The organism is Amycolatopsis thailandensis (genome assembly GCF_002234405.1).
GTDB lineage: Bacteria > Actinomycetota > Actinomycetes > Mycobacteriales > Pseudonocardiaceae > Amycolatopsis > Amycolatopsis thailandensis.
Genome location: NZ_NMQT01000011.1, coordinates 94,384 through 109,750 on the forward strand (window position 1 = coordinate 94,384; position 15,367 = coordinate 109,750).

Consider the following 15,367-nt stretch of genomic DNA (forward strand, 5'->3'; position numbering starts at 1 on the left):
TGCCCGCGGCGAACTGCTACGCGGAACGGTTTGTGCTCACGGCCAGAACCGAGTTCACCGACCGGATGTTGATGCTGAGCGAGCGGCATCTGCGCGCCGTGCTCGCCGAGTACCTCCGGCACTGCAACGGTCGACGTCCGCACCGTTCCCGCGAGCTTCGCCCACCCCAGCCGACGGCATCCCCGAAGTCGCCGGTCGCACTTAGCCCGAGCGAGCGGACGAAGCTGGGGGAGTGGTTCCCGCACCCGCACGCCACCTTCCGTGACGGGTAGGTGAAGACCACTCCGAGGGCCATCGCCCATTAACGACTGAAGCCCCGCCTGTTCCTCCTCGTTGGGGCGGCTTTGGACGCGTTGCGGCGCGTTCTGGTCGCCTGAATATCGCCAGTTGATCTTCGATTGCTGGTTACGAGGAGCTACTTCGTGTCTGTCAAAGCTGTTGGTTTCCCAGTTGAACGTGACGCTGTTCTGCAGCTGGTCACGGTGATCGTTGGCGTCATCGTGGGGTTGACGTTCCTGTTCGGTTTCGGCAATGTCCTGGCGTTTGGTCTCAGGCTTGGCGTATCCGGGTGGGTCGCTCCGTTGGTCGCGCCCGCCGTGGACTTGTCGGTCCTGGCGCTACTGATCGTGATCCGGCAGTTGTCGCTGCGTGGCGCCTCCGCGGAGGTGATCCGGCCGGCGCGCCGACTGCTGCTGGTCTCGAGCGTCGTCACGCTGGCTCTGAACGTGGCCGAGCCGCTCATCGCGGGGGAGATCGGTCGAGCTCTGTTCGACGCGGTCGGCCCGCTCCTGCTGATCGGTTGGGCCGACGTCGGCCCAACACTACTTCGAGAGATCGCGCGCACGGCGCCGTCTGTCGAGCAACCTGCTGTTTCGGCACCGTCGCCGACCGCGCCCGCGTCGACGGCTCCCGACGCTCCCTCGGATGCACGAACTCAGCTGATCGACTCATCCCGGCAGCCAACGAAGCGGTCAAGCTTGTCCAGGATCGACGACGACCTCGTGGCGAAAGCCATCGAGGTGGATCGTCGTCATCGCGAGGAGCGCCAACGCCCGATCTCGGCGGAAGGCCTGATGCGACACTGCGGCTTGGGAGCGGAGCGCTCACGCTTGCTGATGCGCACGGTTCGTGCGCGGGACGCTCGCATTCGTCGAAATGGCCGCCGTGTCCCACGTGCAAGTGTCCATCGTGGACGTAGTCGACGTGATCACCGTGCGGGATGGCGACGTGGCCGCATCCTTCTCCGTGGGCGTGGTCATGCCCGCTGTGCTCGTGCTGCTGTGCCGTCGATGTCATCGTTCGCTCCTGTCGTCAGTCGTGGGCTACCGCGCCCAAGATGGCTTTGAGCTCGGTGTATTCGTCGAAGCCGTACTCGCCCCACTCGCGGCCGTTGCCCGACTGTCCGTACCCACCGAAGGGAGCGTGCAGGTCGCTCCCCGCCCCGTTGACCCCCACCATCCCGGTGCGGATGCGGCGCGCGACCGCGAGAGCGTGCTCGGGGTCGGCGGATTGGACGGCGCCGGACAGGCCGTAGTCGCTGTCGTTGGCGATCCTGATGGCGTCTTCCTCGTCTTCGTAGGTCAGCACGGCCAGAACCGGACCGAAGATCTCCTCGCGCGCGATCCGCATGTCGGGGGTGACGTCGGCGAAGACCGTCGGTTTGACGAAGAAGCCGAGGTCCAGCCCGTCGGGCGCGCCGAGCCCGCCGGTGACGAGCCTGGCGCCTTCTTCGATCCCCGACCAGATGAGGGCCTGGACCTTCTCGAACTGGGCCTTGTTCCCCACCGGGCCCAGTTCGGTGCCCGGTGAGCGGGGATCTCCCACGGAGATGGCCTCGACCGCCTTTTCCAGCAGTGAGATCAACTCCGCCGCCTGATCGTGCTGGACGAGCACCCGGGTGGTGGCGTTGCAGCTCTGCCCCGTGTTGCGGAAGCAACCGTCCACCACGGTCCGCACGGCCGCGGGCAGGTCGGCGTCGGGGAGCACCACGTTCGCCGACTTGCCGCCCAGTTCGAGGGAGACGCGTTTGATCGTGCCGGCGGCGTTCCTGGAGACGAGCACGCCGACGTGGGTCGAGCCCGTGAACGACACCATGTCGACGTCGGCGTGCTTGGCCAGCAGGGTGCCCGCGCCAGGACCGTCGCCGTGGACGAGATTGAAGACACCGTCCGGCACACCCGCCTCCGCGAGGATCTCGGCGAGCAGCGACGCACTCAGCGGCGCCCTCTCACTGGGTTTGAGCACCATCGTGCAGCCCGTGGCCAGCGCGGGGACGACCTTGCAGAGGATCTGGTTCAGCGGCCAGTTCCACGGTGTGATCAGCGCGCAGACCCCCACCGGTTCCCGCCTGATCACCGTAGACCCGCGCAGGCGTTCGAAGGGGTAGTCGTCCAGCACTTCGATACCGGTCAGCACATGCCCGAGTCCGGCAGGCACCTGCGCCTTGCCGGCGAGCTTCACCGGTGCCCCCATCTCCGCGGTGATCGCCGCCGAGAGTTCGGGGGACCGGCGCCGGTACACCTCGGAGATCCTCCGGAGCAGGGCCGACCGCTCCCGTGGGTCGGTCCGAGACCACGTCGGGAAGGCGGACTTCGCGGCGGCCACGGCCCGGTCGACGTCTTCCGCGCCGGCCAGCCTGACCCGTGCGATGGTCCGCTCCGTGGCCGGATCGACGACGTCAGCCGTGGTGGTGGAGGTCGGTTCGATCCACTTTCCGTCGATGTAGAACTCCGTGCCGAACGGGAACTCGGTCACCATCTCGTCCTTTCGACGGTTCTGCGGCGTCGTGCATCGGCCCGATCTTCGAGAGGTCGTAACCGGCCGGGTAGCCCGGGTAGGTGCGCGCCGCGGGTCTGGACGTCAGCTTCGCGGCCGTCCGTGGAGCGAGCCTTTCGAAATACGCGTGCGCGGTCAGGATCGCCGTGTTGGCGGCTCTCGCCCACGATCCCGGGTCCGGAAGGCCCAGCGCGTGCCGCGCCCGCTCGTCCAGCCGGGCAGGCAACACCGGCGACATGAGCCGGGCGATCGGCCCGGGATACCACGAGACGTACAGCCGGAGAATCGCTTCGGACACCTGCCGGTTGCTTTCGGCATAACGGAAACATCTTTTCTCGAATTTGTTCTTGAACTCGAGAAAAGAGTCGTAATCCTCCGGCAGGGAATCGATGTTCATGAGTCTGCCGATCCTGCGGAAGAAGTAGAAGCTGCCGAGCTTTTCGGCGTCGGTGACCCGCCGCCAGCCCCAGCGGTCGATCCAGTGCACCGGTTCGTAGATGAAGGTCGACAGGATGTACAACATGTCCTCGTTGGCATAGGTGACACCCCGATGCGCCCGGTTGATCTGGCGGATGGCCTGGCGTCCTTGGAGTGACTCGGTCCCGTTCGCCACGATCTCACCCAGCAGGATCCGGGTGTCGTCGTAGCGTTTTTGGCTCAGGTGTTCGACATGCCCGCTTCGATGGAGTTGTTCGGACACCGCCGGGACGCAGCAGGCCTTCCACAGCGCGATCTCCAGCCCGCGCCCGTAATCCCAGGGGAACTCCAGGCGCGAGTGCACCCGGTGGATCTCATGGCAGTCCTTCTCGGGATCCAGGCCGCTCAGGTATCGAGCTCGCGCGTACCGATTTCTCATGTCACCTCCCCGGCTTTCGCGCGATCTCGCGCTCAGGGGGCCGTCGCTTCGATGATGGAGAACGCGGTCGGGGTCGGCACGACGCGCTCGAGGGTGAATCCGTGTCGATTCAGCAGTTCCCGCCAAGCGGTGGCCGTTCTTTCCCGCCCGCCGAGCATGGCCAGCATGGTGAGATCGATCGTCGCGATGAACGCGGAGGCGGCTTCCTCCGGGAGCACCAACTCGACCAGGACGAGTTTCGCGCGATCCCGCGCGGCCGTGGCGATGTTGTCGAGGATACGGCCGGCATCCGTGTCGTTCCAATTGTGCAGTACGACGGACACGATGTAGACGTCCGCGGCGGGTACCGCGTCGAAAAAGCTGCCGCCGACGACGCTGACCGGGTAGGTGTCGCCCGCCGAGGCGAGCTTGTCCTGCGCACCGGACACCACTTCGGGCAGGTCGAAGACGATCCCGCGACGCGCCGGATGACGCGACAGCAGCCGTCTGAGCACTGATTTACCGGCAAGCATGGGCGTCACCTCCGCACAGAACCGTGACACCTGACCGCCGAATCGTGAAGCGAGGGTTCCGCCGGGTGAAACGACCCATCGGATGAAACGACGTCTCGTGAGGCGGAACGCGCGGTAACACCTTCGCCGGTCTGCCGCCTAGCCTTTGCCGGCGACCGGCCAAGAGTCGGTCGGCCGGGCGAATCCAGCGGTGGGAAGGGGAAATACGATGAGTTCGACGGTGACCTTTCCGCCTGTTCAGGTGACGATGTGGTACCCCGAGGCGTGGGATTCGAGGCCCGCTCCGGCGCTCTTGGCGGATGTCGGGGGGGCGCCTGCGGGAGTGGGCGGGCGCCGCGACTCTCACCCCGCCCGGCTATCCCGGTGATCTCGTTCCACTGCGGCACGCGGAATTTTTCGCCTGCCACTCCTATCCGGGAGGCGATCCCGAACGACTCGCCGTGATCGCGCGCCTGCTGACCCTGTGGACGACGGACGACGACGTCAGCGAGCGTTGGGGAATCGAGGAAGAGCATGCCCAAGCCGTCCTGGGCGTGCTGCGGGGAACACGTTCGCCGCGCAACGACTATCTCCGTGAGTGGAGTTCGGTGGGCACGGCGTTGCGTGACGGCGGCATGAGTGAAGAATGGCTTCGCTTGCTCTTCGCCGATCTCGAAACCTGGTACCGGAGCGCGCGCTACCCGGAGCGTGGCAGGAGAGAGACACGGGACCAGTACTGGCGGCGTCGGCTTGACGGGACCGGGGCCGTTCCGTGGTTGGACCTTCTCGAGTACGTACACGAACGAGAACTGACGCCCGCGCAGCGGAACGCCGAACAGGTGCGGAACGCCTACACCTTCGCGGCTCAGGACTACGTGCTGGCGTTCAACGACCCCACTTCGGTGGAGCGGGACGCGGAAGAGCAGGTGCCCAACCTCTGCACGCTGACCGCGAGCGAGCGCTCGATCCCTCCGGCCGAAGCCGTCGCCGAGTTGGCGCGGGAGCATCTGCGCCTGGTGCGAAGGCCATCTTGTGGGTGAACCTCACGAATACCGATCAACGGAGCCCGCCCAGTGTCTCACGCGCCTCGGCCAGGGTGGTGGCGACGTCTTCGAGATCGGCCACCGCGAAACCGCCGGCGAGGTCGTCCAGGCCGTGACGGGCGAGCGCGTCCGCCGCGACGCCGGAGAAGCGCACTTCGCCGTTGTGGGTCACCCAAGCGCCTTCGGTGCGGGACCACGCTTCGTTGAGTGCCACGGCTTCGCTGAGAGTGATCTCACGTGGGAGATCGACGGAGATCTTGCCGCTGTCCACGGTCACGGGATAGCCGCCGGGGAGCCCGTCCGGCCCTGGCAGGCTGGTGTTGAAGCGCTCGTCGGAGACGAGCTTCCGCAGGAACGTGCCCGCGGCGCACGCCGCGATCGAATTGGCGGTCGCGCGCGGGAGCGTACGGGCGGCGGCCAGCAACGCGGTGACATCGAGTAGTTCCTGCTCGCCGAACCAAGCGCGAGCCTCGGGGACGCCGGGTGTCGCCGACAGGTGGCAATGGTGACCGACGACGCGCAGTTCGCCGAACGGCCGGGAAAGGCCGTTTCGCAGTGCGGCGTCGAACAGCGCAACGTTACCCAGTCCACACAGGACTGGCAGTTTCATCGCCCGCAGGACCGGATTGACGCCGTCCGGGTAAGCGGCGTTGACGAACGAACAATCCGGACGGGCCTGAGCGATCGCGGCCGCGAGCCGCGCGGCCAGAACCGCTTGCAGCGGCAGCGTGACGGCGAAGCCCGCCGCCCGGACCAGGCTCGGCCAGGCGCCGGTGGCATCGTGCAGTTCGCTCGGCGGCTGTGGGGAAACGACGTTGACCACGACGTCAGGCCGCACGCGCGAGATGAATTCTGCCGCCGACTCGACGGAATCCAGGCGAACGGACTCGGCGTCGACCGTCAGGTCACCACCGGCCGCGCGAGCTCGGACTCCACTCTCGACAGCCAGGGCCTGTGCATCGGCGAGTGATCGTGCGGCGATCGTCAGGGTCGCGGGAGTGCGCAACTGGTGGGCGAGGCTTACGCAGATGCCCGTCGCGAACGCGCCCGTTCCCACGACGCAGAGCGAGACCGGCTTCACGCGTCGCGCCGCGGCACGGAGGGGTGCGCGGCCCGCTTGTCGACCAGGTCCTCGGCTTCGTGCGCGCTGATCGGCCTGTTCGCGTCGTCGACGTGGACGACAGTGGGCGCGTAGTCGTCCAGTTCCGTCTCGTCGTAACTGCCGTAGGTCATGATGATCACGATGTCCCCGTAGTGCACGAGCCGCGCGGCCGCGCCGTTGATGACGACTTCGCCCGAACCGCGCGGCCCTTCGGCGAGGTAGGTCTCGAACCGGGCGCCGTTGGTGATGTCCACGATGGACACCTGCTCGTTGGGTCGCATGTCCGCGGCTTCGAGCAGGCCGATGTCGACGGTCACCGAGCCGACGTAGTTGAGGTCGCTTGCCGTGACGGTCGCGCGGTGGATCTTCGAGCGCAGGAACGTTCGCTTCATCGGGTTCTCCTCGGTTATCGGTTGGGGTTATCGGTTGGTCGAGGCCCGGACCAGCCGGGCGTCATCGGCCGGGTGCAGGCAGGCGCGGGTCACGATGTCGGCGACGTCGGCCGCGGAGGCGACGGGCCTGACGAACTCGCTGGGGCGGGTGCCGACGTCGGTCGCGTCGTAGCAGCCGGAGCCGTGAATGACGATCTCGTCCTCGGCCACCAGCCCGCGGTCGATCGCGTTCATGGCTCCGGTGACGGCCATGATCGTGGACCACTCGCGGACTTCCGCCGCTGAGGCGGCGGGCCGGACCTGGGTGTGCACGGCCAGCCGCTCCGCCACTTCCGGGTACCGGGACCGGCACTCCTCCCGGGAGACGACCATGCCTCGGCCCTTCGCGCCGGGCAACCAGTCGGCGATCTGGTCCACGGTCGGCGGCCGGCGGGTGTAGAACGTCGGCTCGACGCACTCGTGGAGGTCCTCCACCGTCGGCGGGAAGTACGGCGACTCGTCCTGCCGGTACCGGTTCGTCGTCGGGTCGAAGGTGTAGGAGGGCAGATCGGCCTCGTCCATCCGGCCGGTGTGACTCCACAGCACGAGATCGGGCGTCGCCAGGTGCTGGATCAGCAGGTAGTTCGCCGGAGCTCCCGCACCGCGGATCCGGGCGCCGAGTGCGTGGCCGAGGAGGCCATACGCGCTCGAGACCGCGTGCACGTGGAGTCGGGGGTTCCGCGGGACGCCCCACGCGTCGAACTCGGCGAAACCGCGGACGACGTCCGCGACGAGGTAGTTGTCGATGTGCTGGCTTTCCCAGAGCCGGAAGCCGGACTCGCCCGCGATGCGCTCGGCGTCGCGACCGGAGAATTCGCGCACCAGCTCTTTGACCACTTCGGGATCCTCTGCGTCGCAGACGCAGATCGGGTTCGAGGACCGCAGGTTCGCGTCGGTGTCCAACGTCGACGCCCAGAGCTTGGGGAGTCCGGTCGCGGGGATCACCACGCTGACGCGGAGCGTGCGCGGTGTGGCCAGACCGACCTGGTAGGCGTGGCCGACGGCGTCGCGCAACGCGCTTGCCTTGTTGGCGGACGACGGCGTGACCAGCATGATCGGCTCGCCGGTGGCGCGGGTGTGTGCCACCGCGCGCAGGACGATGGCCAGCGACCCGAAGGACTTGGTCGTGCGTGTGCCAGGGTTGCGCGCGAGATCGAGGTACCGCAACTGCTTCCCGCGGTATTCGCCGAGGGAACCCAGGGCGAGGGCGCTGGCGGCGGTGGCGCCGTCCGGCAGCTCGCCGCGGGGCGGGAACCGGAACGGTGGCGAGAATCGCGTCGGTCCGCCGGGGGCGGCCGAGCGCCGCGCTTCCGTGCGGGCGAGCGCCTCTTCCAGCTCCGTCCAATAGCGAGCAAAAGCGTCGGGGACGTTCAGTTCCGCTCGGTGCATGCCATCGTCTCCTCGGGTCGTCGTCCGCGGCCGGGTTTTCGTTCGAGCGCGGTCAAGAGCGGGCTGGTGATCACGGTGGTGACGATCGCGGTGACCACGAAGATCGTGTAAAGGCGGTGCGTCAGGATGCCTTCGGCGAGACCGATCGAGAGGACGACCAGTTCGGTGAGACCGCGGGTGCTGAGCAGGACACCGAGCCGGGTCGCGGTGCGCCCGTCCCAGCCCGCCAGCCGGGCCGGCACCGCGCCGCCCGCTACCTTCCCGGCGACCGCCAGCAGGACGACCAGCCCCAAGACGGCCGCATCACTCACCGTCAGCGCTTCGAGGTGTACGCCCAGGCCGCCGACGACGAAGAACGCCGGAAGCAGGAGGCGACCGCAGACGTCGCCGAGCCGGTCGGTGAGGAACCGCGCGGTGTCGCCGGTGCGGGGGATGACGAGCCCGACCAGGAACGGCCCGAACATGATGTGCAGGCCGATGGACTCGGTGAACCACGCGGCCAGCGCCGCGGCGGCCAAGGCACTGGCGAGGAGGGTGGGCGAGGAGCACCGGGCGACAAGCCCGGACCGCGCTGCCCGCGCCAGCAGCGGCCGTACCCCCAGCAGCATCAGGAGCGCGAAGCCGACGCCCAGCACCGGTAGCCAACCGGCCCCGTGGCCGGATGCCGCCAGTCCGGTGACCACCGAGAGCGCGGCCCAGGCGATCAGGTCGATGACGGCGGCGGCGGACACGGCGACCGTGCCGAGCGGGGTGCCGGTCAGGCCGCGTTCCTCGACGATCCTCGACAGCACGGGGAAAGCGGTGACGGAAAGGGCCACGCCGCAGAACAGCGTGAAGGCCGCCGCGGACACGTCGGCCGGGTACCGGGCGCTGAGCAGGAGGGAAAGCAGCGCGCCGAGCCCGAACGGAACGAGGGCGGCGCCCAGCCCGGCCGAGGCGACCAGGACGGTGTTCCCGCGGTGCGCGGTGGTGTCGATCTCGAGGCCGACGAGCAGCATGAACACGACGAGTCCGAGCTGGGCGACGCTCTGGATCATCGGGGCTACCGCCGCCGGCACCACCGAAGCGGCCAAACCGGGGGCGACCAGGCCGAGCAGCGAGGGACCGAGCGCGATGCCCACGACGATCTCGCCGACCACCGGCGGCTGGCCGAGTCGCTTGGCGAGCACCCCGCCGATCCGCGCCGCGATGATGATGACGGCGAGGCTGAAGAAGAACTGGCCCACTGGCGCGGTCAAGGTGTCCGCACCGGATCCTGGCGGCCGGGACTCAGAAGAGACATCGGGACTCCTGGCTGACCCGCAGGTTGCCGAGCTTGTCGTGCCACAGGTGCGTCGGATCGGCTTCGACGACCGCGAGGAACTCGCGCATGGCGATCAGTGCTTTCGGCTCTTCGTCGTCGTAGACGTCGCCTTGCAGCAGCTTCAGCATGTCCGGCCGATGGCGGGGATCCTGCACGAACGCCGTGAACAGGATGTTCAGCCGGTAGTAGATGGAGATGAACTCGTACCAGGTCGAGACGGCGCGCCGGAGTTTGCCGACGTAGGTGTCGAACCGGTGGGTGCGGAAGTCGCCCGCGCCGGCGGCCGCGACGATGTCGGCGCAGGCGAGCCGGGCGCTGTTCATCGCCACTGACACACCGCTCGAGAAGATGGGGTCGACGAACCGGGCGGCGTCCCCGATCAGGACCATCGAGTCCCCGGCGACCTTGCGCATGCCGTAGCTGTAGTCGCCTTCGGATTTGAAGGGACGGACCCGTTCGGTCCGCCGGAGGGCGTCCGACAGTCGGGGTCGCGTGGCCACGGAGTTCCAGAAGAACCGCTCGAGGTCGTCCTTGGCTTCCTTGAACCTGGCTTTCTGCGTCACGACGCCGACCGAGGTGATGGTGTCGGTGATCGGGATCTGCCATACCCAGGTGTCCTCCAGCGGCAGGAAGTGGATGAAGATGTAGTCGGCTTGGCGTTCGTCGGTGGTGAGCGCGGTCCGGTCGAGCCCGTCGAACCACGCGTGCACGGCGTACTGCTTGAACTCCGGGTCCGGGACCTTGACCTTGAGCTGGCGGCCCAGCAGCGTCGACCGGCCGCTCGCGTCGACCACCATGCGGGCGTGCACCCGGCTGGGTGCCGGCCCGAGCCCGATGTCGAGAGCCGGAAGATCCCGGTCGGTGAAGTCGACGCCGTGGACACGGACACCGGAGAAAACCTTCGCGCCGAGTTCTTCGGCGTGCTTCAGCAGGATGTGGTCGAACCGGCCCCGGTCGACGTGGAACGTGTAGTCCCGGTCCACTCCTGGCTGCACGCGCTCGTTGAACAGCAGATCCGCGTTGCCGAAGCCGTCGTCGGGAACCTGGAACCCGAGCGGGCTTATGCCGGCGTTGCCGGTGGCCGCCGACCAGGCGGCGCCGTACTTGCGGGGAAAGCCGGCGGCTTCGATCTTGTCCATCGCGCCGATCTCGAGCAGCACCGGCGTGGTCGCCGGGACCAAGGATTCGCCGACGTGTTCGCGGGGGAAAGTCTGCGCCTCGAAGACGGCCACGGACAAGCCGGCCTTGGCCAGGTACGAGGCAGCGGTGGAGCCGCCCGGGCCACCCCCGATCACCGCCACGTCGAAATCCGCGCCGCCGGCGGCCGGCGGGCTTCCCTCGCCGGTCATGCCGCGGTCCGGAGGTCGAGGACGAGCGTGGTGATGCTGCCGACGTCTCGAAAGTTCTTCCCGGTCATCGCCAGCGGCGGCACCCGCACGCCGAATTCTTCGCGGAGCCAGGCGATGAGCCTCGTGGTGCGAAGGGAGTCCAGGACCCCTATTTCGAGCAGCGGCGCGCTCGCGGTCACCAGTGCGCGCTCGGCCTCGTTGGCGAGTTCGTCGTGTACGAACGCCAGGATCCGAGCCTGCAGCTCCGCGGCCCGATCGGCCTCAGACGACATGGGGAGCCTCCAGATTTCGTTGTCGGGTGCGCTCGGCTTCGCGCAGCACCTCACGGACGAGGTGCGGCCGGTCGACTTTCCCGTTCGGGTTCAGGGGAAAGTGCTCGCGCAGGTGCAGGAAGTCGATCCGCATGTACGGCGGCAGGTACCGAGCGCAGTGCTGCCGGAGCGCGCCGAGACCGGGTCGCCGCTCACCGTGGGGCCGTACCACCGCGTGCAACCGTGCTTCGGCGCCGGAGCCGGAGCCGAACACGACGACCTGCGCGACATCTTCGTGCAACGACAGGGCCGCTTCGACTTCCCCGGGCTCGATCCGGTGTCCTCGGACCTTCACCATGTCGTCCTGCCGCCCCAGGCAGTGCAGGGTGCCGTCCGCGTCGAAGCGGCCGAGGTCACCGGTGTGGTGCGGCCCGCGGCGGGACTCGCGGCCCCAGTAACCCAGCATCACGGTCGGGCCGTCGACGACGATCTCGCCGTCGACGGTGAGCCGGACGTCGTTCCCGCAGGCGGCCCGGCCCGCCGGCAGGGGCGTGCTGCGCTCCAGATCGGCCGGGGTGACCTGGTGGGACGTGCAGACGATGGCCTCGGTCGGCCCGTACCAGTTGAACACGGTGGTGGCCGGCCACTCCGTGAGCAGTCGCCGGCAGGCCGGCAACGGCACCGGTTCGCCGGCGAAGACGCACATCCGGAGCCGGCCCGGGCCCCGGGCGAGCAGTTCGCCGTCCTCGATCATCTTGACCAGTGCGGACGGAACCGAGTACCAGACGGAGATCTCGTGGTCGCGGACGAAGTCCACCAGCATGGGAGCGACGTGGGTGAGCGCCTCCGGGATGAGGTGCACGCTCGCGCCCACCGAAAACGCGCCGTAGAGATCGAAGACGGACAGGTCGAAGTTGAACGAAGCGTGGTTGGCCAAGCGGTCGTCCGGCGTCAACCCGGTGGTGGTGACGGCCCACTCGACGAAGGTGAGCGCCGCGCGGTCGGACATCACCACGCCCTTGGGCGCACCGGTCGAGCCCGAGGTGTAGACGATGTACACCGGGTCGTCCGGCCCCACCGGCACGGGTGCCGCCGCCGTGCCGTGACCGGCCGACACCTGGGCGGGAGTCGCTTTCGGACAGTTCGTCTCCGGCGTCTGATCGGTGACGAGCAAGGCGGCGCCGCAGTCGTCGATGATCCGGCGCACGCGTTCGACCGGGTTCCCCGGCGCGACGGGCACATAGACCGCGCCCACGCGCAGCACTCCTTGCAGCACGGCGACCAGTTCGGCGGATTTCTCGGCCCAAAGCACCACCCGGTCGCCGGGCCGGACCCCCAGCGCGTGCAGGGCGGCGGCCGACGCGGCTGAGGTGGCTTCGAGTTCTGCGTAGGTGAGCGTCGTGGCCAGGTCAGCGACTGCCGGGGCGTCCGGGGTACGCCGGGCGGCGAAGGGCACGAGGTCACGGAGATTCACAGGCCCAGCTCCCGCGCGATCAGCCGGCGCTGGATGTCCGACGTCCCCGAGAAGACCGTGGCCGCGAGACTGTCGCGCAGGATCAGCTCGACGGGTTCGCCACGCAGGTAACCGGCGCCGCCGAACAGGTTCACCGCCTCCAGCGCCGAGGCCACGACGCCTTCGGAGATCGCCAGCTTGGCTTCGGCGGCCAGGCCGGCGGCGTCGTCCGCTTCTTCGTCGACGGCGACGCACGCGCGGTGGAGCAGGAGCCGCCCGTTTTCCAGCCGCTGCTTCATCCCCACGATCCGGTCGGCGACGGCCTGGAACCGGCCGATGGGCTGACCGAACTGGCGTCGCCGCCGGGCATGGTCGACACACAGGCCGAGCAGGCGCTGGTGCAGTCCGACGTAGATCGCGAAGAGGCAGCTGCGTTCCCACAGCATCGAATACGCGAAGACCGCCGAGCCGGCGCCGACCGCGCCCAGCACCCGGTCGTCGGGGACCAGGCAGTCGGTCAGGTGCACCGGGCTCACCGGACATGAGCGCAGCCCGGCCTTGTCGTGCGCCGAGCCGGGGCGCACACCGGGATCGGTTCGCTCCACGAGGAAAGCGGTCGTGCCGAGGTGCCCGGCTTCCGGGTCCGTGGTCGCGTAGACCAGATATACGTCCGCGGCCGGTCCGTTGCCGACCCAGGTTTTCGTGCCGTTCAGAACGTACCCGCCCGCGACCGGAGTCGCGGTGGTCGTGAGCCGGGCCGTGTCCGAGCCGGCGTCGGCCTCGGTCATTCCGCAGCCGGCGATGGCTTCGCCGAGGCACATCGCTTTCAGCCACCGGTCGTGGACGCCGTTCGAGCGGAAGCGTGCCAGAGGCATCGTGCAGGCGAACGAGTGTGCGGCGGCGGCGAACAGCAGGCCGGTGTCGTGGCAGCTTTCTCCCGCCACGGTCAGCAGCTCCGCGGTCGCCCGTGCGGTCTGCCCCCCGCCGCCCAGCTCGGCCGGGACAGAGGTACCGAGCAGGCCCAGCTCGCCGAGACGAGCCCAGTCTTCCCGGGAGAACCCGGACCGGTCGGACGTCGGCGAGCCGGGGAACGCCGTAAGCAGGGCCTTGCGGAACTCTTCAAGGCTCGAGGGCATGGGGCCTCCTGTCGGCTGCCACGTTCGCTCCGGAAGCTTTCGTCGTCCGATAAGGACTATCGAAGGATTCTTTCTCCACTCAAACGAAACGCGCGTTGAAGCGTCCATCCATCGATGTTCGCTGCCCGAAAGGCGATACCTCGGCGCGATCATTCCGCGAGGTGAAACGGGGCCTGGACGACTTCGGTCCCGGCTTCGAGCCTTTCCCTTGGCCGATACGGCGAGTGGATGAGAAAGCCGGGACATGAGCAGCGAAAAGACCGACCTCAGCACGGGACCTGCCGACGTCGTCGCCATCGTCGGCGGGGGCAGCATGGGGGCCGGGATCGCTGCGCTCTTCACGGGGTTCGGCAAGCCGGTGATCGTTGTCGAAAGCAACAAAGAACGCCGCGAGAGCCTGCCCGGCCGCGTCGGCCGCTCGATGAAGCACGGCCGCCTGCTGGGCGGTCTGCCCAAAGCGAACGCGGCCGGCGAGCTGACCGTCACGAGCGACTTCAGCGCGATCGCCTCCACGGCCGTGGTCGTCGAAGCGGTGACCGAAGATTTCGAAACCAAACGCGCGGTCTACGCCGAAGCGGGGCCGATCGTCGCGGCCGGCACCGTCTTCGTGTCGTGCACCTCGTCCTTCCGGATCGCCGGCCTCGCCGAACTGTGCCCGCGGGCCGAAGACCTGATCGGCGTGCACTTCATGAACCCCGCCTACCTCATCCGCACGGTCGAGGCGGTCCGCGGGCAGGCGACGTCCGAACGGGTCGTCCGGAAGGTCGGCTCGCTGCTGGCCGAAGTCGGCCGTACGCCAGTGTTCGTCGGGGACGGAGTGGGGTTCGTGACCAGCCGGCTGCTGCACCAGATGATCAACGACGCGGCGCGGATCGTCGAGGAAGGCTTGGCCGACGCCGAGTCCGTGGACCGGCTTGTGGAAGCCGCGCTGGGGCACCCGATGGGCCCGTTGCGGACGGCTGACCTCATCGGCATCGACAACCTCGTCGACTCGATCAAAGCCCAAGCGGCTCAGGACGGCGCCAAGTTCCCCGGACCGTGCCGGCTGCTGTCCGAAATGGCGGCGTCGGGCCGTGTCGGCCGGAAAGCCGGCCGCGGCTTCTACCGCTACGGGGAGCCGTGATGGCCGACCGGACCGCCCTGACCGCCGGGTTGCTCGCCTACGTCGACTCGCTGACCCCGGAGCCGCCGGCGCTGCGTGCGGTGCGCGACGAGACCACCCGGATGCCGATGCTCGCACGGATGGTGTCGTCGGCGGCCCAAGCCCGGCTGCTGGCGTTGCTCGTCGCGACGATCGACGCACGCCGGGTTCTCGAAATCGGCACCTTCACCGGCTACTCGACCCTGGCGATGGCGTTGTCCGCCGGGCCGGACTGCGTCATCACCACCTGCGACTCGGTGCCGAGGTGGACGCGGATCGCGAAGCGGCACTGGGATCGCAACGGTGTCACCGGCAAGATCACCCTCCGGCTAGGCGACGCGGGCGCGACCCTGGCCGAGCTCGTCGCCACCGAAGCGGAATTCGACCTCGCGTACATCGACGCGGACAAGGCGTCCTACCCGACGTACTACCGGCGGTGCATGCGTTTGGTGCGGCCGGGTGGCCTGGTGCTCCTGGACAACACGTTCTGCCTCGGCCGGGTCGCCGATCGCACCGCCACCGACGCGGAAACCGAGGCGGTCCGCGAAGTGAACCGCCTGATCAAAGCGGACGAACGGGCACAGGAGGTCGTTCTCACCATTGGCGACGGGCTGACGATCGTCCGCCGGAACCAGGACTTCTGACGA

At 68.5% G+C, this 15,367-nt stretch carries 16 protein-coding genes; 5 read left to right on the top strand and 11 right to left on the bottom strand.

Features of this window, described 5'->3' with window-relative positions; genetic code table 11:
• Positions 1-32 precede the first annotated feature (32 nt).
• Entirely contained in the window at positions 33-272 is a 240-nt protein-coding gene (locus CFP71_RS44775; RefSeq protein WP_244199539.1) for an integrase core domain-containing protein, read from the top strand.
• A 150-nt stretch (positions 273-422) separates the two neighbouring features.
• Entirely contained in the window at positions 423-1,346 is a 924-nt protein-coding gene (locus CFP71_RS02855; RefSeq protein WP_244199542.1) for a hypothetical protein, read from the top strand.
• On the opposite strand, the gene CFP71_RS02865 is transcribed toward CFP71_RS02855, so the two are convergent.
• From CFP71_RS02865 to CFP71_RS02875, 3 genes are read right to left on the bottom strand one after another with little or no spacing between them, the layout of a single operon-like run.
• The gene (locus tag CFP71_RS02865; protein ID WP_093932258.1) at positions 1,312-2,757 is read right to left on the bottom strand and encodes an aldehyde dehydrogenase family protein; all 1,446 of its coding nucleotides are present in this window, start codon (positions 2,755-2,757) and stop codon (positions 1,312-1,314) included. The two genes, CFP71_RS02855 and CFP71_RS02865, sit on opposite strands and share 35 nt — an antisense overlap.
• Entirely contained in the window at positions 2,678-3,631 is a 954-nt protein-coding gene (locus CFP71_RS02870) for an oxygenase MpaB family protein (protein WP_143267033.1), read from the bottom strand. The genes CFP71_RS02865 and CFP71_RS02870 overlap by 80 nt, the downstream gene beginning before the upstream one ends.
• A 32-nt stretch (positions 3,632-3,663) precedes the next feature.
• Entirely contained in the window at positions 3,664-4,143 is a 480-nt protein-coding gene (locus CFP71_RS02875; protein WP_093932260.1) for a methyltransferase, read from the bottom strand.
• Positions 4,144-4,442: 299 nt separating this feature from the next.
• Between CFP71_RS02875 and CFP71_RS02880 the strand changes: the two genes are divergently transcribed.
• Positions 4,443-5,162 carry a terpene synthase family protein gene (locus CFP71_RS02880; RefSeq protein ID WP_093932261.1) on the top strand — a complete coding sequence of 240 codons (720 nt, stop codon included), beginning with the start codon at positions 4,443-4,445 and terminating at the stop codon, positions 5,160-5,162.
• Positions 5,163-5,178: 16 nt separating this feature from the next.
• Here CFP71_RS02880 and CFP71_RS02885 read toward each other — a convergent pair whose 3' ends face one another.
• Genes CFP71_RS02885 through CFP71_RS02920 form a run of 8 tightly spaced genes read right to left on the bottom strand, consistent with a single transcriptional unit; the run spans position 5,179 to position 13,579 of the window.
• Complete coding sequence (locus tag CFP71_RS02885; RefSeq protein WP_093932262.1) at positions 5,179-6,246, bottom strand: hypothetical protein; 1,068 nt, start codon at positions 6,244-6,246, stop codon at positions 5,179-5,181.
• Positions 6,243-6,659, bottom strand: coding sequence for an aspartate 1-decarboxylase (gene panD, locus CFP71_RS02890; protein WP_093932263.1), 417 nt, complete (start codon positions 6,657-6,659; stop codon positions 6,243-6,245). Before panD ends, CFP71_RS02885 begins: the two co-directional genes overlap by 4 nt.
• A gap of 27 nt (positions 6,660-6,686) precedes the next feature.
• Positions 6,687-8,087 carry a DUF6002 family protein gene (locus tag CFP71_RS02895; protein ID WP_093932264.1) on the bottom strand — a complete coding sequence of 467 codons (1,401 nt, stop codon included), beginning with the start codon at positions 8,085-8,087 and terminating at the stop codon, positions 6,687-6,689.
• Positions 8,069-9,325: a cation:proton antiporter gene (locus CFP71_RS02900; RefSeq protein WP_167405977.1), complete on the bottom strand. Its 1,257-nt coding sequence runs from the start codon at positions 9,323-9,325 to the stop codon at positions 8,069-8,071. The genes CFP71_RS02895 and CFP71_RS02900 overlap by 19 nt, the downstream gene beginning before the upstream one ends.
• Before the next feature lie 31 nt (positions 9,326-9,356).
• The gene (locus CFP71_RS02905; RefSeq protein ID WP_093932266.1) at positions 9,357-10,739 is read right to left on the bottom strand and encodes an NAD(P)/FAD-dependent oxidoreductase; all 1,383 of its coding nucleotides are present in this window, start codon (positions 10,737-10,739) and stop codon (positions 9,357-9,359) included.
• The gene (locus CFP71_RS02910) at positions 10,736-11,011 is read right to left on the bottom strand and encodes an acyl carrier protein (protein WP_093932267.1); all 276 of its coding nucleotides are present in this window, start codon (positions 11,009-11,011) and stop codon (positions 10,736-10,738) included. Before CFP71_RS02910 ends, CFP71_RS02905 begins: the two co-directional genes overlap by 4 nt.
• Positions 11,001-12,464, bottom strand: coding sequence for an AMP-binding protein (locus CFP71_RS02915; protein ID WP_093932268.1), 1,464 nt, complete (start codon positions 12,462-12,464; stop codon positions 11,001-11,003). The genes CFP71_RS02910 and CFP71_RS02915 overlap by 11 nt, the downstream gene beginning before the upstream one ends.
• Positions 12,461-13,579 (bottom strand): acyl-CoA dehydrogenase family protein, encoded by a 1,119-nt coding sequence (locus CFP71_RS02920; protein WP_093932269.1) that lies wholly within the window; start codon positions 13,577-13,579, stop codon positions 12,461-12,463. The genes CFP71_RS02915 and CFP71_RS02920 overlap by 4 nt, the downstream gene beginning before the upstream one ends.
• 244 nt (positions 13,580-13,823) lie before the next feature.
• Between CFP71_RS02920 and CFP71_RS02925 the strand changes: the two genes are divergently transcribed.
• Complete coding sequence (locus tag CFP71_RS02925) at positions 13,824-14,702, top strand: 3-hydroxyacyl-CoA dehydrogenase family protein (RefSeq protein ID WP_093932270.1); 879 nt, start codon at positions 13,824-13,826, stop codon at positions 14,700-14,702.
• Positions 14,702-15,364, top strand: coding sequence for an O-methyltransferase (locus tag CFP71_RS02930; RefSeq protein ID WP_093932271.1), 663 nt, complete (start codon positions 14,702-14,704; stop codon positions 15,362-15,364). The genes CFP71_RS02925 and CFP71_RS02930 overlap by 1 nt, the downstream gene beginning before the upstream one ends.
• Positions 15,365-15,367: the final 3 nt, after the last annotated feature.

What these genes read in the sequence shown, in the direction of transcription:
- CFP71_RS02895 (WP_093932264.1), bottom strand. Translation starts at nt 8,087, where the DNA reads ATGCACCGAGCGGAACTGAACGTCCCCGACGCTTTTGCTCGCTATTGG.
- panD (WP_093932263.1), bottom strand. Translation starts at nt 6,659, where the DNA reads ATGAAGCGAACGTTCCTGCGCTCGAAGATCCACCGCGCGACCGTCACG.
- CFP71_RS02880 (WP_093932261.1), top strand. Translation starts at nt 4,443, where the DNA reads ATGTCGGGGGGGCGCCTGCGGGAGTGGGCGGGCGCCGCGACTCTCACC.
- CFP71_RS02910 (WP_093932267.1), bottom strand. Translation starts at nt 11,011, where the DNA reads ATGTCGTCTGAGGCCGATCGGGCCGCGGAGCTGCAGGCTCGGATCCTG.
- CFP71_RS02870 (WP_143267033.1), bottom strand. Translation starts at nt 3,631, where the DNA reads ATGAGAAATCGGTACGCGCGAGCTCGATACCTGAGCGGCCTGGATCCC.
- CFP71_RS02925 (WP_093932270.1), top strand. Translation starts at nt 13,824, where the DNA reads ATGAGCAGCGAAAAGACCGACCTCAGCACGGGACCTGCCGACGTCGTC.
- CFP71_RS02905 (WP_093932266.1), bottom strand. Translation starts at nt 10,739, where the DNA reads ATGACCGGCGAGGGAAGCCCGCCGGCCGCCGGCGGCGCGGATTTCGAC.
- CFP71_RS02930 (WP_093932271.1), top strand. Translation starts at nt 14,702, where the DNA reads ATGGCCGACCGGACCGCCCTGACCGCCGGGTTGCTCGCCTACGTCGAC.
- CFP71_RS02865 (WP_093932258.1), bottom strand. Translation starts at nt 2,757, where the DNA reads ATGGTGACCGAGTTCCCGTTCGGCACGGAGTTCTACATCGACGGAAAG.
- CFP71_RS02920 (WP_093932269.1), bottom strand. Translation starts at nt 13,579, where the DNA reads ATGCCCTCGAGCCTTGAAGAGTTCCGCAAGGCCCTGCTTACGGCGTTC.
- CFP71_RS02875 (WP_093932260.1), bottom strand. Translation starts at nt 4,143, where the DNA reads ATGCTTGCCGGTAAATCAGTGCTCAGACGGCTGCTGTCGCGTCATCCG.